Origin of the sequence: Corallococcus terminator, assembly GCF_003611635.1 — a bacterium.
In the GTDB taxonomy this organism is placed as follows: Bacteria; Myxococcota; Myxococcia; order Myxococcales; family Myxococcaceae; genus Corallococcus; species Corallococcus terminator.
This window is the reverse complement of sequence record NZ_RAVZ01000025.1, coordinates 21,033-47,337: the sequence shown is the minus strand read 5'-3', so window position 1 is coordinate 47,337 and position 26,305 is coordinate 21,033. Positions and strand designations below refer to the sequence as shown.

The 26,305-nt window shown below is 68.3% G+C and carries 17 protein-coding genes and 1 pseudogene; 16 read left to right on the top strand and 2 right to left on the bottom strand.

All coding sequences use genetic code 11. From position 1 onward, the window contains the following. Positions 1-18 precede the first annotated feature (18 nt). From map to D7V88_RS06155, 3 genes and pseudogenes are all read left to right on the top strand, one after another. Positions 19-981, top strand: coding sequence for a type I methionyl aminopeptidase (map, locus tag D7V88_RS06165; protein WP_120539662.1), 963 nt, complete (start codon positions 19-21; stop codon positions 979-981). A gap of 182 nt (positions 982-1,163) precedes the next feature. Then, positions 1,164-1,319: pseudogene (locus D7V88_RS44265) on the top strand (IS66 family transposase); the annotation flags it as partial. Between the two features lie 471 nt (positions 1,320-1,790). Further along, positions 1,791-2,162, top strand: coding sequence for a DUSAM domain-containing protein (locus tag D7V88_RS06155; protein WP_120539660.1), 372 nt, complete (start codon positions 1,791-1,793; stop codon positions 2,160-2,162). Positions 2,163-2,332: 170 nt separating this feature from the next. Here D7V88_RS06155 and pulA read toward each other — a convergent pair whose 3' ends face one another. After that, on the bottom strand, positions 2,333-5,722 hold the full coding sequence (gene pulA, locus D7V88_RS06150) for a pullulanase-type alpha-1,6-glucosidase (protein ID WP_167509813.1): 3,390 nt from the start codon (positions 5,720-5,722) through the stop codon (positions 2,333-2,335). 436 nt (positions 5,723-6,158) lie between these two features. Here pulA and D7V88_RS06145 point away from each other — a divergent pair, with 436 nt between their 5' ends. From D7V88_RS06145 to D7V88_RS06100, 10 genes are all read left to right on the top strand, one after another. After that, entirely contained in the window at positions 6,159-7,718 is a 1,560-nt protein-coding gene (locus tag D7V88_RS06145) for an alpha-amylase family glycosyl hydrolase (RefSeq protein ID WP_120539659.1), read from the top strand. Between the two features lie 82 nt (positions 7,719-7,800). Further along, entirely contained in the window at positions 7,801-8,895 is a 1,095-nt protein-coding gene (locus D7V88_RS06140) for an ABC transporter ATP-binding protein (protein WP_120539669.1), read from the top strand. 17 nt (positions 8,896-8,912) lie between these two features. Continuing rightward, positions 8,913-10,139 carry an extracellular solute-binding protein gene (locus D7V88_RS06135; protein WP_120539658.1) on the top strand — a complete coding sequence of 409 codons (1,227 nt, stop codon included), beginning with the start codon at positions 8,913-8,915 and terminating at the stop codon, positions 10,137-10,139. Between the two features lie 17 nt (positions 10,140-10,156). After that, positions 10,157-12,196 (top strand): carbohydrate ABC transporter permease, encoded by a 2,040-nt coding sequence (locus D7V88_RS06130; protein WP_120539657.1) that lies wholly within the window; start codon positions 10,157-10,159, stop codon positions 12,194-12,196. Positions 12,197-12,200: 4 nt separating this feature from the next. Further along, positions 12,201-13,088 (top strand): sugar ABC transporter permease, encoded by an 888-nt coding sequence (locus tag D7V88_RS06125; RefSeq protein ID WP_120539656.1) that lies wholly within the window; start codon positions 12,201-12,203, stop codon positions 13,086-13,088. A gap of 51 nt (positions 13,089-13,139) precedes the next feature. Further along, positions 13,140-14,126 (top strand): glucodextranase DOMON-like domain-containing protein, encoded by a 987-nt coding sequence (locus D7V88_RS06120; RefSeq protein ID WP_167509812.1) that lies wholly within the window; start codon positions 13,140-13,142, stop codon positions 14,124-14,126. A 138-nt stretch (positions 14,127-14,264) separates the two neighbouring features. Continuing rightward, positions 14,265-16,460 (top strand): TonB-dependent receptor, encoded by a 2,196-nt coding sequence (locus D7V88_RS06115; protein ID WP_147448635.1) that lies wholly within the window; start codon positions 14,265-14,267, stop codon positions 16,458-16,460. A 150-nt stretch (positions 16,461-16,610) separates the two neighbouring features. Beyond that, positions 16,611-17,681: a glucodextranase DOMON-like domain-containing protein gene (locus D7V88_RS06110; protein WP_158625013.1), complete on the top strand. Its 1,071-nt coding sequence runs from the start codon at positions 16,611-16,613 to the stop codon at positions 17,679-17,681. 263 nt (positions 17,682-17,944) lie between these two features. Next, positions 17,945-19,312: an AHH domain-containing protein gene (locus tag D7V88_RS06105; RefSeq protein ID WP_120539653.1), complete on the top strand. Its 1,368-nt coding sequence runs from the start codon at positions 17,945-17,947 to the stop codon at positions 19,310-19,312. 9 nt (positions 19,313-19,321) lie between these two features. Next, positions 19,322-20,578, top strand: coding sequence for an imm11 family protein (locus tag D7V88_RS06100; protein ID WP_244238010.1), 1,257 nt, complete (start codon positions 19,322-19,324; stop codon positions 20,576-20,578). A 9-nt stretch (positions 20,579-20,587) separates the two neighbouring features. Here the strand turns inward: D7V88_RS06100 and D7V88_RS06095 are convergent, their stop codons facing one another. Continuing rightward, positions 20,588-22,255, bottom strand: coding sequence for an alpha-amylase family glycosyl hydrolase (locus tag D7V88_RS06095; RefSeq protein ID WP_120539651.1), 1,668 nt, complete (start codon positions 22,253-22,255; stop codon positions 20,588-20,590). A 90-nt stretch (positions 22,256-22,345) separates the two neighbouring features. On the opposite strand from D7V88_RS06095, the gene D7V88_RS06090 reads away from it, so the two are divergent. The 3 genes from D7V88_RS06090 (at position 22,346) to D7V88_RS06080 (ending at position 26,295) form a co-directional block, all read left to right on the top strand. After that, positions 22,346-23,686 (top strand): DUF4032 domain-containing protein, encoded by a 1,341-nt coding sequence (locus tag D7V88_RS06090; RefSeq protein ID WP_244238009.1) that lies wholly within the window; start codon positions 22,346-22,348, stop codon positions 23,684-23,686. Positions 23,687-23,868: 182 nt separating this feature from the next. After that, on the top strand, positions 23,869-25,296 hold the full coding sequence (locus D7V88_RS06085; RefSeq protein WP_167509811.1) for a di-heme oxidoreductase family protein: 1,428 nt from the start codon (positions 23,869-23,871) through the stop codon (positions 25,294-25,296). A gap of 159 nt (positions 25,297-25,455) precedes the next feature. Then, on the top strand, positions 25,456-26,295 hold the full coding sequence (locus tag D7V88_RS06080; RefSeq protein ID WP_120539649.1) for a hypothetical protein: 840 nt from the start codon (positions 25,456-25,458) through the stop codon (positions 26,293-26,295). Positions 26,296-26,305 lie beyond the last annotated feature (10 nt).

Below are 26,305 nucleotides of genomic sequence, written 5' to 3'. Positions count from 1 at the left end.
CCCCGAACCGCCCCCGCCGTGCTGCCCGGGCCCAATGACGCCTGCTGGTGCGGCAGCGGCTCCAAGTACAAGAAGTGCCACCGTGGCTCCGACACCGTGGAGGCCCGCAAGAAGGGCCCCGACGCCGCCCGCCAGGGTGTGCGCCCCGGCATCGTCAGCCCCAAGCGGGTGGTGCCCATCACCATCGGCCGGCCCGAATACGCGGACTCCGGCCGTCCGTCGCGCTCGCGGAATGAATCCGACGTGAAGTCCCCGGACGTCATCGCCCGCATGCGCCGCGCCTGTCAGGCCGCGGCCCAGGTGCTGGTGGAGACGGCCCAGCACGTGCGCGTGGGCATCACCACGGATGAGCTGGACGCCATCGCCCACGAGGCCTACCTCAAGCGCGGCGGCTACCCCAGCACGCTCAACTACCACCGCTTCCCCAAGTCGCTCTGCACCTCCGTCAACGAGGTCATCTGCCACGGCATCCCCGACAGCCGCGCGTTGGAGGACGGCGACATCGTCAACCTGGACATCACCATCTACCTGAATGGCGTCCACGGCGACTGCTCCGCCACCTACCTCGTCGGCAACGTGGAGCCCCAGCACCAGAAGCTGGTGCAGGTGGCCAGGGAGTGCCTGGACATCGGCATCGCCGCGGTGAAGCCCGGCCGGCCCATCAGCGACATTGGCCGCGCGGTGGAGGCCCACGCCGTGAAGAACGGCACCAGCGTCGTGCGCGCCTACTGCGGCCACGGCATTGGCGAGACCTTCCACACCGCGCTCCAGGTGCCCCACTACTACGAGCCGGAGGCCGACACGATCATGCAGCCCGGGATGATCTTCACCGTCGAGCCGATGATCAACCAGGGCCACTGGGACCACCGCACCTGGAACGACGAGTGGACCGTCGTCACCGCGGATGGCCTGCGCAGCGCCCAGTTCGAGCACACCCTGCTCGTCACCGACACGGGCGCGGAGATCCTCACGCTGCCGTAGTGTTACCTCTGGGTTCATCACCTTCCGCAACCGCTTGAAACCACGGGGTTCCAACCCCTCCCGTGGTGTTACCCGAAACCGCCGAAGTAACACCACGGGAAGCGCGCTCCGTCGCCTCGCGCTCCCGTTGCTTCGCCAGGTCCCGGACGCGCGCAAGCCCATCACTCGGCATCGCGCGTCCCCGGATGCGCGATGGGACTCTGGCTCAAGAAGATTTCGAGCAGCGGATGGAGAAGGTGCGGCGCACGGTGGGTCGGCTGCTGCGTCAGGCCGAGGTGCGCGGGGAGAAAACGACGGCGGGTATGGCGCGAGAAATCCTCCGACTGGAGGAGTGCCTTTGCCAGGGTTGCAATCCCTCGTCATGGTTCGCGAACGTGTCGGCGCCGGACAATGGGAACCGCGCACCATGACAACCCCGAAGGCCACCCCTCGGTGGCACCTCCTTGTCGCTATCCTCGCGGCCCTCTGTATGGGCTGCGCCGCCGCCATCGCCATGGATACGGAAACGGACTGCATCCAGCGCCACCCTGGCCTGCCCGAGGCGTGCGGCCTCACTACCGCCGAAGCCGCCGCCATCATGGCCGCTGGCGTTGGCGCCACTGGCGTGCACGGCCCCGAAGTGGATGTGGACGCTTACGTTGACGACCCGCGCCAGCCCGCCTGGAAGAACAGGTGCATACGAAATTGGAACGCCTGCGCAGCCAGGAAGTTTACCGGCCCCTGCACCGACTGCCTGCGCAAGTGTGAGGGACAACATGACTGGCCCCTCGATATGTGCCGCCCCGCCAAACCGAAGCGGTGAAGACCGAATGAACACACCCGACTGGAACTCGTTCCGCAACCTCGCGCGTCGCGTGCTTCGCGAGGGTGCTCCACTGACGCTTGACGAGGCCGAGTGCGAACTCCTCCTGCGCACCGCCCAGGAGGTCTCCATCACCGATACAGAGGCCGCCTTGAGCACCCCTGCCGGAGCGATGGCTCTGCTGCGCGAGGCCGAGCGTCGCATCGCGGAGGGCTCGAACCGCCTGACCGACGCGCTGCACCTGATGTGGAAGTTCCAGGGACAGGGCGACCTCGACAGCGCACGCCAGCAGATGCGCGAAGTGCTGGCTGTCGAAGTCGTCCCCTATTACCGCGAGCTCGCGCTGGAACAACTTGACGGCATGGCCGACGGGCCGTGATGGCCAGGGCGCCGCGCCTGGCTGTTCTACCCCTGGGGGCCGCTGGCGGCTTCGCTCGCGTCGTTCATCATGGTTCTTCCTGGTGAGTGGGTGATGACGCATCTTGAAACACCACGGGCCCCGGACGCGCACTCGCATCCGGGGCCCGCTTCGTTTCCAGCGACGGGAGGCTACGCCCGACGGCGGCGCAGCTTCAGCATCAGGCCCACGGCCAGCAGCAGGCTCGTGGCACCCAGCGGACCGGGGACGGTGCTCTGGCAGCCGCAGCCGTCGGACTCGTCCGGATCCGTGGGGTCCGTCGCGTCGTCGGTGACGAACACCGCCGTGGTGCGCGCCGGCACCGTGAAGCCGCCGGTGGCCGCGTCGTACGCGGACGTGCGCACCACGGGGTCCGTGGACGCCTGCTGAAGCGGGTGCAGCTTGAGCTTCAGCGTCTTGTACGCGTCCGCCTGGAACGTCTGCGCGTCGTCCGTGCCGTTGAACAGCACGATGGCGCGCTTGCCCTCCGCGTTCGTGCCGTGGTCCTGCATGGCCATCACGATGAGACCGGGGATCTGATCCAGGCCGGTGTTCTCGAAGTGCACCAACTGCTTCACCTCGTCACCCGTGCGCAGGCGGAACAGCCGCGAGCTCTTGCGGATGGCCAGCATCTCCTCGAAGTGGTCGCGCGCGCGCACGATGTCCGCCGACGCCGGCTTCAGCGCCGGGTCCGCGAGCATCGGCCCGAAGAGTGGCCAGTTGCCGGTGTTCTCCGGGGCCGGCGGCAGGCCCACGCCCCAGTTGTTCGACTGGTACGTCCAGTCCACCTTGTTGAACCAGTCACCGGAGTTGTAGCTGTTGCGGTCCAGCGACTTGGAGCGCAGCAGCTCGTCACCCGCGTGGAAGAAGGGGATGCCCTGGCCCAGCGCCACGATGGACATGCCCAGGTTGTGCATCCGCACGCGCTCGGCCATGGCCAGGTCGCGCGGCGCCTTCAACTGCACCGCGTCGAACAGCGTCTCGTTGTCGTGCGCGGAGACGTAGGTGATGACCTCCTGCGGATCCAACGTGTAGCCGGCGGGGGCCCCGTTGTAGTCCACCTTGTCGCCCGTCTGGTCCTCACCCGTGTGGACCTTGTGCAGGTAGTCCTTGAGGTTGCCCGTCAGGCCCACGCGGATCCAATCGCCGTAGAGGAGCAGCTTCTCCTTCTGCGCCGCCTCCGTGCCCTGGTTCGTGCTGTTGGGGGCGGACAGCAGGCCGCTGATGAAGCCCTGGTCCTGGAGGCCGCTGAAGGGGCCACCGCCCCGGGCCGCGTCGCGCAGGCGGTCGTTGAACGTGCCGATGCCCGTGCCCGCCATGTTGACCTGCGTGGCGTTGACGCCGCGCGCCTGGTACTGCACCTCGCCGAAGTCCCAGCCCTCGCCGTAGACGTAGATGGCCTTGCCGTCCACGCCGTCCTTCTCCACGGTGAGCGCGTCCAGCGTCGCGCGCAGCTTCACCATGTTGGACTTCATGTGGTGGCCCATCAGGTCGAAGCGGAAGCCGTCCACCTTGTAGGCCTTGGACCACGTCACCACCGAGTCGATGAGCAGCTTCTCCATCATCGCGTTCTCGGACGCGGTGTTCTGGCAGCAGGTGCTCGTCTCCACGTTCCCGTCGTCGCTCAGGCGGTGGTAGTAGCCGGGGACGATGCGGTCGAGCACGCTCTGGGCGTTCTGCCCGGAGGAGTTGGTGTGGTTGTAGACCACGTCCATCACCACGCGCAGGCCCTTCTGGTTGAGCGACTGCACCATCTCCCGGAACTCCACCGTGCGCACGGGGCCCTCCGCGTTGGTGGAGTAGCTGCCCTCCGGCACGGTGTAGTGGTACGGGTCATAGCCCCAGTTGAAGCCGTCCAGGTCCGCCACGGCCCTCACCGCGGCCTGCTGCTCCTCGGAGTCAGGGCGCAGCGACACCAGGTCGCCCGCGGGGTGCTGCTGTTCGGCGCGGTTCTCGTTGATGGTCGCGATGTCGAACACCGGCAAGAGGTGCACGTGCGTGAGGCCCGCCTTCGCCAGCCGCGTCAGGTGCTTCATGCCGTCCGAGTCGCGCGTGAATGCCTTGAACGTGCCGCGCTCGTTCTCCGGCACGGTCAGGTCGTTGATGCTGAAGTCGCGCGCGTGCAGCTCGTAGAGGACGATGTCCTCGGGCGCCTCCAGCGCGGGCTTCGCGAGCGTGCTCCAGCCCTGCGGCGCGAGCGTCGCGTCCGACAGGTCCACCAACTGGCTGCGCGTGCTGTTGATGGACAGGGCCACCGAGTACGGGTCGGTGACGAGGTTCGTGACGACCTTGCCCTCCTTGCGCACGTAGACCTCCGCCTCGTACAGGTAGAAGCGGTTCTTCCACGTCGCGTCGCCCGTCGCGCTCCACACGCCCTTGTCCCCGGCCACCATGGGCACGCGGGTGAAGGTCGCCGTGGCGCTGGAGTCCGTGTACAGCAGCAGGTTCATCTGCTTCGCGGTGGGGGCCCAGACGCGCAGGGTGGGAACCCCGTCCGCGAACGTGGGGCCGAGCGCGCCGTCATAGGTGTACAGCTCGTCCAGCACGCCCGCGAACTGGGCGCTGGTGGCGTCCAGCGGCTTGCCTTCCGTGTTGGTGGCGGACAGCGCCACCTGGCCCTTGAGCCACGTGGCCGCGTTCGCCGCGTCCGCGGATGCCAGCTTGAACACCGGCCGGCCCACGAGGTTCGGGAAGCGTGCGCGCTGCGCCTGCGTCAGCCCCGCGGCATCCACCGTCAGCGCCACGGAGGTTCCACCCTGCACGCCCGCGCCCGTGAGCGTCATCGCGCCCGTGGGGTCCGCGTGCAGCTTGAACACCGTGCCCTCCGGCACCGCGACCTCCGGGCTCCACACCAGCGTGTCGCTCGCCACCCAGTGCGCGCGCGCCAGCAGCAGGTTGCCCACCGGGGCGCCCGCGGCCCGGATGGTCACCTTCTTGGACTCGCCGGAGTCCCACGTGAAGATCATCTCCTGGTTGTCCTCCTCGACCTTGAACGTGGCGTTGCTGCTCGGATAGGCCGTGGTCCACTGCTCGTCGAGCGCGACCTTGCACTCGTAGGTGCCGGCGGTCAGCGCCTTCGTGGTGAAGGTGTAGATGCCGTCACCGTCCGGATCCTGCATCATCGAGCGCAGGCAGTCCGGGGACCAGTCGCCAGGACAGCCCACTTGCGGCTGGAACGAGCCCGCCACCGTCGCGATGGTGCTGGTGCGGTTGCTCGCCACGTACGACGACTTCGCGTCGAAGTAGAACTTCACCGCGCCGGCCGTCGCCTGGTTCAGCGTGATGTCCGCGCCGCCGGGACCGCCGTGCGTCTGCGCCAGCGACCCGTCCAGCGCGACCTTGAAGTGCCACGTGCCCACGGGCACGGTGAACGAACCCTGCCAGACGTCGTCCGCCGCGTCGTACGTCAGCGCCGTCTGCGCGCAGGTGGGGTCGTTGTCCGCGGCGCAGCCCGCCTCGCTCTGCAGGTCGCCAATGACGGTCACGGACGTCGGCGCCGCCAGGGCCGACAAGGGGGTGAGCGCGGTGACAAGCCCGCTCAACGCGAGCGCGCGCGCCGCGCGGGGGAATGCGAATGGAACTCTCAGGGGGGACCTCCAGGGGGGTGAAAATTTCCAGCGCACGGTAGCAGCCGGACCTGTCACACGCGGCCGGTAGGCTGGTTTCGCGACTTGCCTGGACGTCAGGATGATCCACGTTCGGGGGCGCGAATCCGCCCTGGGAGGTCGGGTGCGGAGGACCCGAAAACGAGACGCAGTGCGGCAGAAATCACGCGCTCCGTCGGAGTGGCCCACGCCTCGCGTCACACGGGTGTGCAGCGGAAAACACCTGGAACATGCCGCATTGCGGCATCAGGCGATTGTTCCAAGGGGCCTTCACCGGTTGAGAAACTGTTGGCTACAGTGCCGCGCCTAGATGTCCCCGCGCCTCCCCCGCCCACAATCGAACGCTGTCCCCCACCGCGGTCGGTGGCTCCCGATGCTCCAGGGTGTTGTGGCCCTGTGTCTGGCGGGGTGCGCCACGGCCCCGGAGACACCGACCCGACCCGCCACGGACGCTGCGCCAACGCAGCCCGCCGTGACGGCCCCGGCGCCCGCGGCGACCGCACCCGTGACGGAGGTCGCGCCCCCGGCTCCAAAAGAGCCCGCGCGGCCCTGGGCGGACGAGGTGCTGTACTTCGTGGTGGTGGATCGCTTCGCGGATGGCGACCCCACGAACAACGAGAAGGGCGACACGAAGGCGCCCGGCACGTTCCACGGCGGGGACCTGAAGGGCCTCACCGGAAAGCTGGAGGAGCTGTCGTCGCTGGGCGTGACGGCGCTGTGGGTGACGCCGCTGCTCAAGCAGATCCCCGGGTTCGTCACCGGCTCCGGCTTCCCGGACTGGGGCTATCACGGCTACTGGGCGGACGACTTCCACGCGCTGGATGAGCGCTTCGGCACGGAGGCGGACTTCAAGGCGCTGGTGGACGCGGCGCACGCGCGCGGCATCCGCGTGCTCCTGGATGTCGTCTACAACCACCCGGGCTACAACTCGCGCTACCTCCAGGAGAAGCCGGACTGGCTTCGCTCCGAGGACAAGAACACCTGCGGCCAGGATGACCTGACGTCGTGCGTGGCGGGCCTACCGGACTTCAAGACCGAAGTGCCGGAGGTGGCGAAGTACCTGCTGGACGCGCAGATTGACTGGGCCAAGCGCTCCGGCGTGGACGGCTTCCGGCTGGACACCGTGAAGCACGTGTCCCACGACTTCTGGAAGGAACACCGCCGCCGCACGCGCGCGGAAGTGAGCCCCGACTTCTTCCTGCTGGGCGAACTCTGGGGCGGCGACGTGGAGTCGCTGGCGCCGTACTTCACCCCGGATGAGATGGACGCCGGGTTCGACTTCGCTTTCGTGGGCAACACGCTGGGCTTCCTGCAGGGCCGTGGCCGCACGGTGGCGTTCGACCGCTACCTCCAGTCGCGCGGGAAGGTGACGCCGGGGCACCACCTGGCGCACTTCCTGTCGTCGCACGACGTGGACGGGGCGCTGCACCAGTTGAAGGGCGACGTGTCGCTCTTCCGGCTGGCCGCCGCGCTGCAACTCACCACCGCCGGCATCCCGGTCATCTACTACGGCGAGGAAGTGGGCCGCGCCGGTGGTGACTGGCCGCAGAACCGCGGTGACATGCCGTGGGGCAAGCAGGCGGTGAAGCCCGGTGCGGGAAAGAAACGCGACGAGGTTTTGCGCGAGTATTACAAGCGCCTGATTTCCATCCGCCGTGCGCACCCGTCGCTGTCGCGGGGCACGCACGAAGCGCTGTCCACGGAGGGCGATGTGTATGTCTTCCAGCGCAGGGACGCGGCTTCGGGCGACACGGTGGTGGTGGCGCTCAACCGCGGCAAGACGCGGGGCACGGCTTCGGTGAAGTGGCCGGAGGGTTGGACGGGCGTCGCGGAGGTGGAGGACCTGCTGAACGGAGGGCGGACGAAGGCGGGCGCCACGCTGGAGCTGGCGTTGGAGCCGCTGTCCGCGCGCATCCTCGGGCGGGTGCCGTGAGGCATTCGCTGGGCGCGCAGAACCTGACCCGGACGTGCTGCTGTTGTCGTCGGCGCGAGCGGGGCTCTTGTTGGAGGGCCTGATGGCCGGCGTGTCGTTCAAGGACGTGGCGAAGCGGTACGGGGATGTGTCGGTCATCGAGGGGCTCAACCTCGATATCCGCGACCATGAGTTCATGGTCCTCGTGGGGCCGTCGGGTTGCGGCAAGTCCACGGCGCTCCGGATGATCGCCGGCCTGGAGGAGATTTCGGGAGGCACCATCTCCATCGGTCCGCGCGCGGTGAACGCGCTGCCGCCGAAGGACCGGGACGTCTCCATGGTGTTCCAGAACTACGCGCTCTATCCGCACATGACGGTGCGGCAGAACCTGGAGTTCGGCCTCAAGATCCGCAAGACGCCCAAGCCGGAGATGGACAAGCTGGTGGACGAGGCGGCGGAAATCCTGGGCATCACGCACCTGCTGGACCGCAAGCCCAAGGCGCTGTCCGGCGGCCAGCGTCAGCGCGTGGCCCTGGGGCGCGCCATCGTGCGCAAGCCGGCGGTGTTCCTCTTCGACGAGCCCCTGTCCAACCTGGACGCGAAGCTGCGCGTGCAGATGCGCTCGGAGATCAAGAAGCTCCAGCACCGGCTCCAGGTGACGTCCGTCTACGTCACGCACGACCAGATCGAAGCGATGACGATGGGCCACCGCATCGCGGTGATGAAGGACGGCAAGCTCCAGCAGTTGGGCACGCCGCTGGAGGTCTACGAGAAGCCGGTCAACGTCTTCGTGGCGCAGTTCATCGGCACGCCGCCCATCAACATGCTCTCCGCCACGCTGGACGCGGAAGGCACGGCGCTGGTGGGCGACGGCTTCCGACTGCCGGTGGCGCAGGGGCTGCGCGCGGCGACGGCGGGCAAGGGCGGACGCAAGGTGAAGGTGGGCCTGCGGCCGGACAACATCCTGCCCGCGGGCGCGGCGGCTCGCGGTGAGACGGCGCCGGTGGAGGCGCGCGTGGAGCTGGTGGAGCCTCTGGGCAACGAACTCATCGTGCACGCCCGGTTGGGTGACAACCCGCTGGTCTTCCGCCTGCCGCCCCAGTCCACCCCCGAGCCGGGCGCCGTCGTGCCCGTGGCCGTGGAGCTGGAGTCCCTGCACCTCTTCGACGCTGAATCCGAACTGCGTCTGTCCGTTTGATATCCCGGAGGCATTTCATGACGAACCTGCGAACGCTGCTCGCGGCCCTCTGTCTGTGCGCAGTCGGCCTGTTGCCCGTCCCGTCCTTCGCCGCCACGGAGCTGGTGCTCTGGCACGCCTACCGCGCGGAGGAGAAGGCCGCCCTGGAGAAGGTGGTCGCCGAGTACAACAAGGCCAACGAGGCCAAGGGCGTCAAGGTCACCACGCTGGCGGTGCCGTACGACGCGTACGCGGATAAAATCTCCGCGACGGTGCCGCGCGGCAAGGGCCCGGACCTCTTCATCTTCGCGCAGGACCGCCTGGGCGGCTGGATTGAAGCGGGCAACACGGTGGAGCCCATCGACTTCTTCCTGGATGACGCGACGAAGAAGCGCTTCATCCCGACGACGATGGACGCGATGGTCTACCGCGGGACGACCTACGGCCTGCCGCTGAACTACAAGGTCATCACGCTCATCTACAACAAGAAGCTGGTCCCCACGCCGCCCAAGACGTCCGGTGAAATGGTGACGATGGCGAAGAAGCTCTCCGACGCGAAGGCGGGCCGCTTCGGGCTCGCGTACGCGTACGGCGACTTCTACTACCACGCGGCGGTGATGAACGGCTTCGGCGGCGGCGTGTTCGACGCGAAGACGACCCCCACGATGAACTCGCCCGCCAACGTGAAGTCGGTGGAGCAGGTCCTCAAGTGGAAGAAGGACGGCATCCTGCCGGCGGAGCCCTCCAGCGCGCTCATCACCTCGCTCTTCAACGAGGGCAAGGCCGCGATGGTGTTCTCCGGTCCCTGGTTCGTGGGCGAGGTGGCGAAGGGCGTGGACTACGGCTTCGCGCGGCTGCCCACCCTGGATGAGAACAAGGGCGCGCCGATGAAGCCCTGGATGACGGTGGAGGGCGTGTACGTGGCCGCCCCGTCGAAGAACAAGGAAGCGGCGTACGACTTCGCGAAGTTCCTCACCGACGTGGGCGCGGGCAAGACGCTGGCCCTGGAGGGCCGTCAGAGCCCGGCGAACAACGCGGTGTACGCGGACCCGAAGGTGACCGCGGATCCGCTGCTCAAGGCGATGAAGGACCAGGTCGACGTGGCCATCCCCATGCCCAACGTGCCGGAGATGTCGATGGTCTGGACCCCCGCGACCAGCGCGATGAACTCCGTGCTCAAGAACACGGCCACGCCGAAGGCGGCGCTGGACGTGGCCCAGAAGAGCGTGGCCAAGGACGTCGCCGGTCTGCGCACCAAGAAGTAAGTGAGTGAGGACCTGAAGTGAGCCAGAACGCCCCCCAGCAGTCGCCTTCCGCGGCCGGTACGGTCCGCGCCTCTCCGAACAACGACGCGACCGCCCCGTCCGACCTGGGGCCTTCGGGTCGTTCCGGGGGAAGCAAACGGGGGCGGGTCCTGGTGGGGCTCGCGCTCGCGCTGGGTCTGGCCCTGCTCCTGGCGCACGGACTGCTCGTCCGTGCCCAGGCGGATCGCGGCGCGGAGCGGGCGCAGCGCAAGTCCATCGTGGCCCTGCTGGGCCTGACGGACCTGGTGCAGCGCGCGGGTGGCACCGGAGATGCGGTGGGCGCGGTGGTCGCGGGCTGGCCCCGTCCGCAGGGTGGCGCCGCGCGCGTCATCGCCTTCAGCGGCATCAAGCTGGAGGCGTCCACCTTCCCGGAGGACACCGGAGACAAGGCGGCCCCGCGCCGGCTGTCGCGCGAGGAGAAGCCGCTGTACGACCGCGGTCAGCGCCTGCGCGCCGCGGTGGAGACGAACCGCGAAGAAGGCGGCGCGCGCAAGTCGGAGGTGGAGTCGGAGACGCTGCCCTCCGGTGGGCGTCTGCTGTCCGCGCCGGTGGAGGTGGACGGGCAGGTGGTGGGGTCGGTGGAGTGGTTCACGCCGGTGCTCACGGAGGCGGAGCCCATCTCCTGGACGCCGGCCCTGCTGGCCTTCTTGCTGCCGCTCGCCGGATGCGTGGCCGGTGTCTACGCGCTGTCGCGCCAGGGCGCGCGCGTGGCGGTGGCCGCGGCGTTGTTCGTGGCGGGCCTGGGTGGCTACACCGTCTATTCGCTGCGCACGCTGGACGCGGAGCTGCGGGAGACGGAAGAGGCCGTGAGCGCGGAGCTGCGCACGCGCGGCCAGACGGCCGAGAAGCTGATGGCCACCCATCGCCTCAACGCGGAGCCGCTGCTGAAGCCCGGCGTGTGGGACGCGGACGCGATGCGCCGCCCGCTGGGTCAGTTGTCGGACGCGGGCGTCCCGGACGCGGGCAAGCTGGCGGAGCGCGGCGCTCGGGTGCGTGGCGACGCGGGCAAGGCGCTGGGTGCGCTGGGCGTGCTGGGGCTGGCGGTGCTGCTCTTCATCGGAATGGGCGCGCTGCACCGCACGGTGGCGACGGCGGTGGAGTTCCGGCAGGCGTACGCCTACGTGGCGCCGGCGATGGTGGGGATGGTGCTGCTCGTCTTCTTCCCCTTCGCCTATGGCATCACGCTGTCGTTCACCGACGCCAACCTCTACAACAGCAGCCAGCCGCTGTCGGAGCTGTGGATTGGCCTGAAGAACTACACGGACATCCTGGGCGACTTCAGCTTCGCGAAGACGGCGGCGGACGGCTCGCTGGTCTTCAACTACCTGAACTTCTACTACACGCTCCTGTTCACCATCCTCTGGACGGTGACGAACGTGACCATCGGCGTGACGGTGGGCCTGCTGCTGGCGCTGGCGCTCAACGTGCCCAATCTGCGCATGCGGCCCATCTACCGGGTGCTGCTCATCCTGCCGTGGGCGATGCCCAACTACATCACCGCGCTCATCTGGAAGGGCATGTTCCACCAGCAGTTCGGCGTGGTGAACCACGTCATCCGGATGTTCGGTGGTGAAGGCCTCGCGTGGTTCGACTCGCCCCTCACGGCCTTCTTCACGGCGCTGGCCACCAACGGCTGGCTGTCCTTCCCGTTCATGATGGTGGTGTCGCTGGGTGCGCTCCAGTCCATCCCTGGGGAGCTGTATGAGGCGGCGCGCGTGGACGGGGCCAATCGCTGGCAGCAGTTCACCGCCATCACGCTGCCCGCGCTGAAGCCCGCGCTGGTGCCGGCCATCATCCTGTCGGTGGTGTGGACCTTCAACATGTTCAACATCATCTTCCTGGTGACGGGCGGGGACCCCGGCGGCTCCACGGAAATCCTCGTCACGCAGGCGTACAAGTTCGCCTTCGAGCGCTACCGCCACGGCTACGCGGCGGCGTACTCCACCGTCATCTTCGGCATCCTGCTCATCTACAGCATGGTGCAGAACCGCATGAGCCGCGCCACGGAGGCCGCGTAAACCCATGGCGCTCTTCTCTGAACGTCGCGAAGGCATCTCCCACGTGCCCCTGCACATCGTGCTGGTGGCCTTCACGCTCTTCACCATCTACCCCATCCTCTGGGTGGTGAGCCTGGCGTTCTCCGGCAAGCAGAGCCTGGCCATCGCCACGCTGCCGGAGAACCCCACCTTCTGGGACCGGCTGCGCGCGGTGACGCCGTGGCCGGAGCAGTTCTCCGTCTCCAACTTCGCGTCGGTGATGACGGATCAGCCGTTCGCCAAGTGGATGCTCAACAGCGCCATCATCTCCATTGGCACCACGGTGGTGGGCGTGTTCCTGGCGTGCACGGCGGCGTATGCCTTCAGCCGCTTCAAGTTCCCCGGCCAGCGCACGGGCATGATGGCGTTCCTCGTGTCCCAGATGTTCCCGGGCACGCTGATGCTGATTCCGCTCTACATCATCCTGGTGCAGTGGCTGGGCCTGGGCAGCAGCCGGCTGGGCCTCATCATCGTGTACGCCACGACGTCCATCCCGTTCAGCGTGTGGATGCTCAAGGGCTACTTCGACACCATCCCCAGGGACCTGGAGGAGGCGGCGCTGATTGAAGGGGCGTCCGTGGGGCGCATCTTCTGGAGCGTCATCCTGCCCCTGGCCAAGCCCGCGGTGGCGGTGACGGCGCTCTTCAGCTTCATGACCGCGTGGAACGAGTTCATCCTCGCCGCGACGTTCATGGACCAGGAGACGATGTACACGGCGCCCGTGGGCCTGCGCTTCTTCGTGGGCGGCTTCAGCCAGCAGTGGGGCTACTTCGCCGCGGGCTCCATCATCGTGTCGGTGCCCGTCGTGTTCCTGTTCCTCTTCCTCCAGAAGTATCTCGTCTCCGGGCTCACCGCCGGTGGCGTGAAGGGTTAGTCGCGGTCATCCGCAGTTCCCCGTCTGTCGTTGCAAGGAGCCATCATCCCCATGATCATCAACCCCCGCATTGCATTCCTCACGCTCGCCGCCTCCCTGGTGGCGTCCCCGGCGCTGGCCGACAAGGTGTCCTTCAAGGACCCGACCGGCGACGACAAGGGTCCGGGCAAGTACACCTATCCGACGGACCCCGTGTATGTGCCGGGCTCGTTCGACCTGACCAAGGTCACGGTGGACAAGGGCAGCAACAAGACCGAGTTCGCCATCGAGCTGAAGGCCAAGGTGGCCAACCCCTGGAACATGAAGGACGGCTTCTCCGTGCAGGAGGTGTTCGTCTTCATCGACACCGACCACAAGACGGGCAGCGGCTTCACGGACAGCCCCCCGGGCCTCAACGTGGCCTTCGCCCCGGCGGACGCCTGGGACAAGGTCGTCGTCATCTCGCCGCAGGGCTCGTCGCGCGTGCGCGCGGAGGCCAACAACAAGGCGGGCGCGATGAAGAGCGCCGTGGTGGTGCCCGCGCAGGTGCGCGCCTCCGGCAACAAGATCACCGCCACGGTGATGAACTCCGACCTGGCCGACAGCGACCCGACGACGTGGGGCTTCCAGGTCGTCATGCAGTCCAATGAAGGCTTCCCGGCCGGCAACGACCTGCTCACGCGCCGCGTGAACGAGTACGAGGGCCAGCACCGCTTCGGCGGCGGCACCGACTTCGACTGCGATCCGCACGTGATTGACACGCTGGCCGGCGAGGCCAAGGGCGACAGCTCCGAGGCGAAGGCGCAGTACGACATGCTCGCCTACGAGTGCGGCTCGGATGGTTCGTCCACCAAGAAGGCCACGCTGACGATGGTGTCCGGCCCGAAGCGTCCCGCCGCCACGGGTGGCGCCGCCGCCGCGACGCCGGCCCCTGCTCCGGCTCCGGCTCCGGCTCCGACGGAGGCCGCGACGCCCACCCCGGCGCCCGCGCCCACGCCGGCCGCTCCGGCTGGAACGACGGTGGCTCCGGCCCCGACGACCGCTACGCCGACGAAGTAATCGGCGGACTGTTCAAAAACAGTCTGTTTCAAGGTTTGATGCAACACGGGGAGGGCTGCCGCGGCGAACCCGCGGCGCCCCGGGAGAGGGGATGACCCCCCTCAGACTCACGTTTTCGAGAAGGGTTTTCCGAACATCATGAAGATTCGTACGAATGTGGTGCGGGGAGCGTGTGTGCTCTCCGTGGCGGCCGGCCTGGTTCCCGGGTCGGTCATGGCGCAGGACAGTGGCCCCAAGCTCACCATTGGTGGCACGACCTATACCAAGTACCTCTGGGGCAACCAGCGGGACCAGGGCGCGCTCTACAACTTCTCCACGGTGCCCGGTGAGGGCTACGGCGACAACGGCATCGGCACGGAGCTGGAGCTGCTCCTGAACGCGAAGATCTCCCCGCAGGTGGAGGTCAACGGCCGCATCCACAGCCGCTTCAACCAGAACTTCTGGACGAACTTCGGCGGCTTCGGCGGCAACGCGGCGGGGCCCTGCATCGCCGGTGACTGCGGCGAGTTCGATCCGCGCTCCAACCAGTACATCAAGCTGCGCGGCATGTCGGTGACGCTGCGTCCGGGCTACCTCATCGACTCGGCGCTCATCGGCGCGACGGACCTGGGCCAGTTCGACCCGTTCGTCATCGGTCGGGTGCGCTACATCGACCGCGACAACGCGGCGGCCATCATGGTGCAGGGCTCGAACCTGGACCGGAAGATCACCTGGGACGCTGCGCGCATCTCGCTGCCCCGCCTCTGGGCCGGCCCGGGCTTCAGCACGGGCGCCTTCCACGCGCGTGACGCGGCGTACGGCTTCCAGGCGAAGTACACCCCGACGGAGATGTTCGACGTCGGAGGCATCTTCCAGTACGCGAACGACCAGGAAGTGCGCGCGGAGGACACGAACCTGGATGACGGGCGTGACCTGACGCCGCGCTACCGCAACGGCGTGGGCGGCCTGAAGGCCGGCCTGCACATGGGCTCCTGGCTGGACGTGCGCGCGGCCGCGTACACGTCGTACTCGAACGCGGACCCCATCCTGACGCCGAAGAGCTTTGGCGTCGGTGGCTACAGCGCGGTGCTGGCCGGTCACCACACGGACCAGACGTACATGCTGAACGCGTCGCTCAACGACCCGCTCGATGTGGGCCTGTCGCTGAACTTCCAGCTCTTCAGCATCGGTTCGGACTACGTGGCGGTGATGGCCAGCCGCCGTGAGGCGGACGTGCTGTTGACGGAAGGTCACGACGGCAGCTTCGCGTTCCCCGGCCCGTCCAACGCCTCCTACGGCAGCTACAGCGGCAACCCCACGCGCATCGGCTACGGCGGCTGGTCCAGCGAGTCGCAGCAGGTGGCGACCATCAACGTGGACAACGACTTCACGGACTTCGACGAGCCCTTCGCGGAGACGGCGATCGGTTGGAAGGGTGCGACGGCGAACCCGGTCTACACGAACGGCGCGCTGGAGGTCGGCGGTGAGTATTCCTTCATCACCTACAACACCAACTGGCAGGCGTACGGCAGCGCGGACAAGGCGCTGGGCGACAGCCAGTACCCGGGCACGGAGCTGGACTCCGGCGTGGGCCACAACTACCGCACGGCCTACCAGCCCTTCCAGGACAAGAAGACGCACCTCATCGCGCTGCGCGCCAAGTACGTCGTGGACGTGCTCAAGGGCATCGATGTGTTCGGCAAGTTCAAGTACATCCATGAGAACGACAAGCGCATGAACGACCCGCGCTTCCTGCCGTACCAGCAGGGTGCGTGCGGCGGCGGCATTGCGGCGTGCGACAACTCGCTCGTCAACGAGTACAGCGCGGGCAACAGCACCTCCGGTCTGTATGGCAACCCGAACGTCATCACCAACAGCCAGGGTGACTCGGGCTACCAGTTCAAGCCGTTCGACAACCTGGCGGACGACGACCGGGTGCTGGACTACACGACGTTCACGGCGGGCGCCGGCTACCAGTTCACGGACGACCTGTACCTGTCCGCCAGCTACTCCAAGTTCTTCGCGGACCTCCTGGACGGCAACACCGCGTTCCAGGCCTACGGCAACCACGAGATGGCGTCCGGCAAGCACAACAAGAACCAGATCCTGGTGAAGGCGCGCTACATCCTGTCCGGCGTGGAGTTCGGTCTGGAGGGGCAGTACGCGTTCGGCACCTTCCGCCCCGACTTCGGCGACGGCTACGTGGTGCAGTACGCGGACGACACCATCGCCGCGGACCACAAGGTGGCGGTGGGCTCGCGCGGCTTCACCGGCCGCAACGGCGGTTGGAACAGCCTGGAAGAGCGCAACTTCGACCACATGCGCGTCAAGGCGTTCATGAAGGCGCAGTTCTAGTCGCGCTCGCTCCCCGGAGGCCCTGACGGCCTTCGTTGGGGTGCGATGGAGCCCGGGGCGCCTTCAGGACAGGCACTCCGGGCTCCTTGCGTTTGGGGCACCGCGCGATACACCTCCGAGGGCCGTTCCCCTTCGTGCTCGAGGTGTCCCGTGCTCCTGCGCCGCCGCGGTCTGTCCGCGTTCCTGCTCGCCTCCACCCTGGCCGCGTGTTCGGGGGCGCGGACGCACGAGGACTCGCTGCTGTTCCGCATGGAGGACCCCGTGGGGGATGACGTCGGCGACGGGGAGCTCGTCTATCCGCGCCGGACGGACCTGGGGAAGGGCGACCTGGACGTGGTGTCGGTGGCGGCGTTCGCGGACGGCGAGGCGACGCGCTTCGAGGTGACGTTCGCGCACCCCATCGCGAAGCCGTCGCGCGCGCAGGCGGTGGACATTGGCGGCTCCACGGTGGCGGACCGGGCGCGGCACGGCTTCTACACGTTCAACGTGGATCTGTACGTGGACACGGACGGGGTGCCGGGCTCCGGCCGCACGGACACGCTGCCGGGGCGGGGGCTCACGCTGGCGCCGGGCTCCGCGTGGGACAAGGCGGTGGTGCTGACGCCGCGTCCGTACGAGGCGCGTGAGGTGCTGCGCAAGCACTGGCGCGAGGTGGCGCTGCGCGAGTACCAGGAGAAGACGGGCCCCATTGGCGGCAAGGTGGAGGCGGAGCTGAACGCGGCGGCCGAACGGGACCTGGAGGCGAAGGTGTTCTTTCCCACCGTCATCCAGGTGAGTGGACGCACGGTGATGTTCCAGGTGCCGGACCGCTTCTTCGGCAAGCATGCGCAGCCGGACTGGGGTTACGGCGTCGCTGTGACGGGCGCGTCCATTGACCGGCGGGTGGCATTGGGCGGGATGTTCGGCAGCGTCACGGAAGGCAACCCGAGGCTGATGGCGATGGGCATCGCGCCGGGCGAGCCGGTCAACGACCGCTTCGGCGGGGGCCGCAAGGGCGACCCTTCGCAGTCGCCGGTGGTGGACCTGCTGGTGCCTCCGGGGGAGACGCAGGAGGCGGTGCTGGGGGCTTCCAAGCCGGCGTGGACGACGGTGGTGCCCTCGGGGCGCGCTGCGGCGGTGGCTCCGGATCCGGACGCGGGGACCGTGGATGCGGGCGTGCCTGATGTGGCTCCGGCGGTGGAGGACGCGGGGGCGGGTGACGCGGGCAGTCCCACGCCGTGACGTTTCTGGTCGGAGCTGCTGAGCCCTCGCATTGCTGGATGTGATGGGACGCGGTCTCGGAAGAGGGTGTGCTGCTTCGCCGCCCTGACGCTTCCTGATGTGCGACCTGGGGAACGCAGGATGCGGGCCCCGTCTGGCTTTTCCGAATGCGGTCCGTTGCCCGGACACGTTGCGGATGACTGGCGGTGAGTTGCTGCTCCAGGCAGGGTTGCGCGTCCGGGCGGGACACCCCCGTCCTTGCGAGCGTGCACCGGAGGCATTTCGTGTCCTTGAGTCGGAGCTGGGCCGTCGCGGTGGTGCTGGTGCTGTTGGGCACGGGGTGTTCCGCGGCGCGCGTCGTGCGTCTGGACACGGGACGGGGTGCGCCTGTCGTCCATTCGCCACGGACGGAGAGCGCTCCGGTGGTGTTGGAGAAGGACGCGTTCACGGAGGCGGTGAAGACGCTGGCGGAGGATGCGCCGGTGTCCGTGCGTCCGAGGGAGGAGGCGTATCGGCTGTTCGCGGGCTCCTTCTCCTCGCAGGCGTACTCGCGGGTGCGAGGGCGTCTGGGATTGGTGTCCGTGGAGGAGCCTCCACGCTTGCGACTGCTGGTGGAGGAGGACGGCGCGGAGGCGGAGCTGGCGAGGGCCTACGGGCAGTGGTGCCAGCGCAAGCAGACGCCGGGAGACTGTCTCCAGTTGCTGGAACTGGGGCCGACGCTGGATGAGGACGCGCGGCGCACGCTGGCCTTCGCCATCGCGTTGGACTCGGTGTGGGAGGAGACGGAGGAGGCGCTGGTGGGGATGACGAACCGTGAGGCGGTGCTCGCGACCATCGTGGCGACGGGGACGGTGTACCTGTGCCTGTGGGCTTTGCCGGAGCCGGTGTCGAAGGGCGTCGCTGCGGCGATGACGGTGGTGCTGATTGGCTACCTGGGCATCGACACGGTGTTGGACCTCATCCGTGGGTGGCGGGTGCTGTCGGAGCAGGTGAAGGTGGCCCGGAGTTTCGATGAGGTGCGCGACGCGGGGGAGCAGTACGGGGAGGTGCTGGGAGAGAACGCAGCGCGGGCCTTCGTGATGCTGGCTACGGCGGCGGTGGGGAGCACGGCGCAGACGCTGGCCTCGAAGGTGCCGCTGCTTCCGGGCTCAGGGCAGGCCGCGGTGGTAGTGGCGGAGCAGGCCGGCGTGCGGTTGGGTGCGGTGGCGCGGGTGGAGTCGGTGGCGGTGGCCTCGGACGGTGTCATCACCTTTGCCCTGGCGCCGACCGCGATGGCGATGGCCGCGCGGGAAGGAGGGGCCCCGCCTGTCGCGAGCGGCGTGGATGGCGAGGGGCATGAGCACCACATCGCTTCGAACAAGTGGTGGAGCGCCACGAACCGGGGTGGACCGTGGTCTCCGAAGTTCCAGGAGATCTTCGAGCGGGCTGGGATGTCACTCGATGACCCAGCGAACAAGGTGCGAGTGCCGGGGCACAAGGGGCCTCACCCGCAGGCGTATCACGAGGAGGTCCTCCGTACGCTCACCCGAAGAACGAAGACGTGCGGCACCATGGAAAACTGCAAGGCTCTGTTGACCAAAGCCCTTGACGACCTCGCCGTGCAGATCCGCAAGAGCAATTCAAAGCTAAATCGGTTGGTCACCGGCCAGTAACGATGAGGGATGCCTGCCATGTCGGTGCGATACTTCGACCTCTACGAAAATGTTGCCGAAGGCTTCTGGTGTTTGGGGCATCCCCTCGACTCCTCCAGGCAAAAACTTGATGACCCCTGGCAATTCACGGTCGGAAAACCAGCGCACTTCACAGGGCAGATCCAACTTCCCTTGAGTCTGGAAGGTGAAACGCGTGATTTCTCCCATGCGGCGTTCGCCACTCCAGTGGTTCATGCGAGGTTGGCAGACCTCTTCAAGGCGCTGGCGCCCAACGACGTGGAACTGATTCCTGTCGAGGTCGACTCCCACCCCGGTCCATATTTCATCCTCAATGCCATCCGCACCATTTCGTGCGTCGATGTCGAGGCTTCCGAGGAGGCGCATTATTGGAAGGAAGATGACGGGTTCCCCGAGAAGGTTGGCACTCTGAGTTCGCTCTATGGAATGCGAATTGACTCGTCGAAGGTGGGCGACGCAAAGGTGTTCCGCCCCTCGGAATGGGATGTTGCTCTCATCGTTTCCGAGGACATCAAGGAGGCGATGGAACGCGCGGGAATCACGGGTGCGAAGTTCGAATCGGTCACGGGCCCCAGCGCCTTTGACCCCGTGATGCGCGCGGAGACGAAGAAGCGCGGAGAGTTGTCGGACCAGGCTCGCGCTGCCCGTGAGTCTGTCTGGAAGGGACTGGGCACGCTGGATGACGACTTCGTCATCTCCATGGTCCTCGGAGGTGACTGGCCTGCGGGAAGTCAGGCATGGCGGGTCATCCGCCGTCCCTCAGGGAACACGCTTGTGGTGACGGATGGCCTGTCCGCCCCCTTCGCGGACATCCTGGACCGCCCCACTGCGGGCTTTGGATTCGAGCTCGCCATGGAGACGCCAGAGCCGTTGCCGGACCTGGAGAAGAGCTGGCTGGTGCAACTGCTCGAACGCGTCGGCAACGAACTCGCAGGCCACGAGAAGCTGCGCGGCGCACTGGAGCGCGGAACCCTGTCGATGGAGGTGGCCGGTGCGCACCTGCCCGAAACACTGCTCACCCCGGAGGGGCGCGTGGCGGTGCTGCTGGGCATGGCGACGGAGTCCCTGCCCGCGCGCTTCGCGGTGCCCGGGGGCGACGTGCGACTGGTGACGGTGAAGGCCCTGCTTCCCTCGGAGCTGGAGTGGCTGCTCCAGCAGGGCCGGGGCGGCGCCGCGGAGCTGGCGCGGCGATTCACCGAAGCGGGAGATGGCTACATCTCCCGCTCCTGGCGACAGCCCGTCGTCTGACGGACGCGCCTACTGCACCCGCCAGATGCCGGTGCCCCGGGCGGGCACGGTCGTCTTCCAGGCCCCCGAACCCCCCGTGAGCGTCGACACGCCGGTGTCGGTGAACAGCGGCTCCACCGCCGTGCCCTCCACGTCGAACGGCCCCGCCGTGACCTGCGCGTTGGAGAAGTTGTGCACCACCAGCACCTGCTCGTCGTCCACCGTGCGCACGAACGCGAGCGTGGCGGACGGGCCCGTCGTCGGCGTGAAGAGGCGCATGTCTCCCGTGCGCAGCGCCTCCGAACCCTGCCTCGCGTGCAGCAGCGCCTTGTAACGCGACAGCAGCGAGCCCGGCGCCGCCTTCTGCGTCTCCACGTTGGCGGTCTCCCGCCCGCTGGAGAAGCCGTACCACGGCGTGCCCGTGGTGAAGCCTCCGCCCGTTGCGGCCGTCCATGGCATCGGCGTGCGCTTGGACTCGTCGTTGTTGGCCCCTCCGTTGCCCAGCCCCACCTCCTCGCCGTAGTAGAGGAACGGCGCGCCCGGCAGCGTCAGCACCACCGCCGCCGCCAGCCCCAACTTCGACGTGTCACCGGAGAACTGCGTCGCCACCCGCACCATGTCGTGGTTCGTGAGGAAGGGCGCGTCCACCACCCCGGCAGGGTAGTTGTTGCGCATCTCCAGGAACTTCGATGCCACGCCCCCGGCGTTGCCTGCGTTGATGCCCGCGAGCACCCGCTCCGACAGGGGGAAGTTGAAGTTGATGGGCAGCTCGTCCCCGCCCGGCACCAGCGCCGTGGAGCCGTAGTACTTCGCCACCGACGGCGTCTCGCTCCAGTTCTCCCCCACCAGCACCGCGTCCGGCTTCACCGAACGCACGTGCGCGGCGAACTCCTTCCAGAACGCGTGCGTCTCCGCCGTGTCCGACTGTCCCACGCCGCCGCCCGTCTCGATGAGGTAGCGGGCCGCGTCCAGCCTGAAGCCGTCCACGCCGCGCGAAAGCCACAGCGTGGCCAGACGCTTGACCTCCTCGCGCACCGCGACCGTCTGCATGTTCAGGTCCGGCATCCCGCTCCAGAACACGCCGTAGTACCAGGCGCCGTTGCGCTCGTGCCATGTGTCCGTCTGCGAGAAGGCCGGGTCCCACGGCTGTTTCCACGCCGGATTGTTGGCCCGCCACTGGTACCAGTCACGCTTCGCCGACTGCGGCGACGCCGCCGACTCCACGAACCACGGATGCGCCGAACTGCTGTGGTTGATGACGAAGTCGACGATGACGCGCATACCCCGGCGGTGCGCTTCGTCACACAGCTTCTGCATGTCCTCCAGCGTGCCGTACGCGGGCTGGATGCGCTCGTAATCGACGACGTCGTAGCCGTGGTAGCTGGGCGACGCGAACACCGGCATCAACCACAGCGCATCCACGCCCAGGTCGTCCGTCGTCGCCGGATTGCCGTCATTCAGGTAGTCCAGCCGCGAGATGAGCCCCGGCAGGTCGCCCACGCCGTCCCCGTTGGAGTCCTGGAAGCTGCGGACGAAGACTTCATAGAACACCGCGCCCCGGTACCACCCATCGCCCGCGGGCGCGGCGAGCGTCACGGTGCCCGGCGTGGGTGGAGAGACGGTGGGCGGAGTCGAGGAGCGCGCGCAAGCCGACAGCAGGGCCGCGCTGAACAGGGAGAGGCCGCGGAGGGGACGCATGGCCCCTAGCTCTAACAGCGAACGTTCCACCCCGGCCAGCGCCCGCGCCGCGTGAAGCGCGCTCCCCAGGACAGTAGGCTTGTGGCCGCCATGTCCCACCCCGTGCGCCGCCTCCATTCCCTGCACATCCGACAGGGACACCCGGACTTCCTCGACCTGCCGTGGGAGCTGCCCCTGGAGGCATGGCCGGAGCGTTCACCCCGGGTGGTGGAGGTGCCGCGCGGTCTGTCCCGGCACGTCGTCGTGTTCGTCAGCTACGGCGCCACCATCTACGCCTTCAAGGAGACCCCCGCGCGCGTGGCCCAGCGCGAGTACGACCTCTTGCGCGGCCTGGAGGAGCGCCGGCTGCCGTCGGTGGTACCCGTCGGCCTGGCGGTCCAGATGGAAGCGGATGGCGTGTCCTCCGCGCCGGATGATCGCCCCGGCGTGCTCATCACGCAGTATCTGGCTTCGTCGCTGCCGTACCGCGCGCTGTTCATGCATCAGGGCCTGGAGCGCTACCGCTCGCGGCTGCTGGACGCGATGGCGGGCCTGCTGGTGCGCCTGCACCTGGGCGGCTTCTTCTGGGGGGACTGCTCGCTCTCCAACGTGCTCTTCCGTCGCGACGCGGGCGAATTGCAGGCGTACGCGGTGGACGCGGAGACGTCCGAGCTGCACGAACAGCTCTCCTCCGGGCAGCGGGAGATGGACCTGCAAATCATGGAGGAGAACGTCGCGGGCGGACTCGCCGACCTGGCCGCGCGCGTGGCGCTGCCCGAGGAGTTGGAGGACTGGCAGGAGACCGCCACCAGCATCCGCCAGCGCTACGAGCGACTGTGGGCCGAAATCAACCGCGAGCTCATCGTCCAGCCGCATGAGAGTTACCGCATCCACGAGCGCATCCGCACGCTCAACGACCTGGGCTTCTCCGTGGGCGAGGTGGAGCTGCTGGCGAACGGGCAGGGCAGCCAGTTGCGCATGCGCACCATCGTGACGGACCGCGAGTACCACCGGCACCAACTCCACACGCTCACCGGCATCGTCGCGGAGGAGCGCCAGGCGAGCCTGCTGCTCAATGAGATGCAGGAGATGAAGGCCACGCTCACGCGCAAGCTGGACCGCAGCGTGCCCCTGAGCGTGGCCGCGTTCCGCTGGCTGGACGAGCGCTACCACCCCTCGCTGTCGCGCCTGCAGAAGGACCTGGGCCGCGCGGCGGACACGGCGGAACTCTACTGCCAGGTGCTGGAGCACAAGTGGTTCCTGTCCGAACGCGCGAAGCGCGACGTGGGCCTGGACGCGGCGCTCCAGGACTACGTGACGCTCAATCGCAAACAACCCGGCATCGCACCCCTCCTGGAGGATGCGTCGCGGGCCGCGAGCGTGGAGACAGAGGCGGAGGACCCCTCGGGGGCCCCCCTGGAGTCCCGGCTGCCCCCCGGGTCGAACGTCTGAGGTCCGCTTTGACCATGTAACCATGGAAGTCACGTTTAGGTGAGGGCTGTGGCTTTCAATGTCACACGCACCGCATCATCTGACGCCATGACAGGCATCGCGCCCGGGAAGCCGCTGACGGGGTCCTGGCACGGGGCATGAAGAGTGACACCGCAGGGGGCTTTTCGCCCACCGCGTGAACCATGCCCTCTTCCCGAAACCGCTGGTGGATGACGTCGCTGGGAGCCGCCCTGGGCCTGTTGCTGTCGGCCGCGGCGCCTCCTCCGGACCTCCAGGCCCCGGAGGCCGCTCCTGCTCCGCCCCCGGTGGAGGACCCCCGCAAGGTGCCCGCTGCCCGCTCCGGAGGCGAGACGACGGTCTACGACACCTCGCACAACGCCTTTGGCCGGGCCCTGGCGAACATGGACCCGGGCCGCTGGACGCCGATGGCCGACGGCAAGCGGCTGTTCATGAAGGACTGGAGCCGGGGGCCCCAGGCGGTCGCGGGCCCGCTGTCGAACGCGGTCCGGTGCAATGGCTGTCATTTCAAGGACGGCCGGGGACGGCCGCTGGCGGAGCTGGGCACGGAGGCGCCGCTGCTCGTGCGCCTGAGCGTGCCGTCGCGCCGCGTCCAGGGGGGCGTCCCCGAGCCGACCTACGGCGGCCAGTTCAACGACCGGTCCATTCCGGGCGTGCCCGCGGAGGGCGCGCTGGAGGTGGCGTACGCGGAGGTCCCCGGCACGTACCCGGATGGCGCGGGCTATGTCGTGCGCCGGCCCGACGTGCGGCTGGCCCGGCTGGCCTACGGCAAGCTCTCCGCGCACACGCAGCGCTCGGCGCGCATCTCGTCGCCCGTGTTCGGCCTGGGCCTGCTGGAGGCCGTTCCCGAAGAGGACATCCTGGCGCTGGCGGATCCGGACGACCGCGACGGAGATGGCGTCTCCGGCCGACCCAACCGCGTCGTCGACGCGCGCACGGGTGAGCCGCGCCTGGGCCGCTTCGGGTGGAAGGCCAACCAGCCCTCGGTGCGGCAGCAGGCGGCCCGGGCCTTCTCGGAGGACCTGGGGCTGACATCCCCCCTGTACCCGGAGCGCACCTGCACCGCGAAGCAGGCCCGCTGCCGCGCGCAGGCGGCGCCCCAGGGGCCCTCGCTGGACGACGCGGCGCTGGACAGCGTGACGCTCTACCTGCGCGTGCTGGCGGTGCCCGCGCGCCGCGACGTGGCCGACCCCACGGTGCTGCGCGGGCAGGCGCTGTTCCAGCAGGTGGGCTGCGCCACGTGCCACCGTCCGAGCCTGCGCACCGGCGACGTGCCCGACCTCCCGGAGCTGTCGCGGCAGGACCTCCAGCCGTTCACGGACCTGCTGCTGCATGACATGGGCGAGGGGCTCGCGGACGGACGGCCCGACGCCGAGGCCAGCGGCTCCGAGTGGCGCACGCCGCCCCTGTGGGGCCTGGGCCTGCTGGAGGCCGTCAACCGCCAGGTGCGCATGCTCCACGACGGCCGCGCGCGCACCTTCGAGGAGGCCATCCTCTGGCATGGCGGCGAGGCCGCGGGCGCGAAGGAGCGCTTCACCCGGCTGGAGCGCGCGGAGCGTGAGGCGCTCGTGACCTTCCTTCGCTCGCTCTGACGCGCGGGGCTGTGTATCCGAACGCGCTACAAAGCCTTGCACCGTTTTGACTCACTTCCCTCGGAGGGCCTGGAAAGCGGATTGATGGCACGGCACATGAAGAGACACCGGGTGCGCCCTCCCATGGATTTCCCGTGGAGAGCGCCTCCGGAGTCCCCCATGCGTCTGTTCCGCCGTCTTGCCCAGTCCAGCCTGGCCGCGCTGTTCGTCGTCGCCCTCCCGTTCGCCCAGGCCCAGGCCGAGGAGTGTGTGAGCTTCAATGGCATCAATCACTGTGGGATGGGCAAGGCGCAGTTGAAGCTGAACGGGAAGGAGCTGCAGGTCGTGTCTCCGTACGGGGCCGCCGAGGACGGCGTGGCCATCTTCACGGAGGGCTCCACGGTCTGGAGCGCGGGCTTCCGCAGCGAGCCCTCGGGCCGGGGTGTGGAGCAGACGGTGCTGACGGGTGAGTCCGAAGGTGCGGCGGCCAGCACCGCCACCATCCGGACCGAGGGCGGCCGGACGTCCTACGCGGCCACCTTCACGGCGGCGACGCCGGATGCGTCCACGTACACGGCGACGGTGTATTCGCAGGGTCAGCGCGTGGCCTCCGTGAGTGGCGTGCGCTACGGCGACGTGGGCGTCACGCAGGTGTCCAACCGGCCCATCTACGGCTACACGCCCGAATGCACGAACCAGTCCTACAACGCCTGCCGTCAGTCGTGTCTCTCGGCGGGTTACCCCAACTGCAACTACTGCAGCATCCCGTGCCGTCGCACCTTCCACCGCCTGGAGCTCAACGGCGCCTGTGTCTGGAGCATGCAGGTGCAGCGGGCGACCTTCGAGCTGGCGCAGATGGGCGCCGCCGCGCAGGTCGTCGAGGGTGACATGGTGGAGCTGACCGAGGAGATCGACCCGAGCGGCAGCTACCCGTACGTGAACTTCGACCGCATCCTCGTCCAGAGCACGGCGAAGGTCACGACGCTCACGGATGTGCAGGCGAACGGCAACACGAAGTAGTCACCGTCGC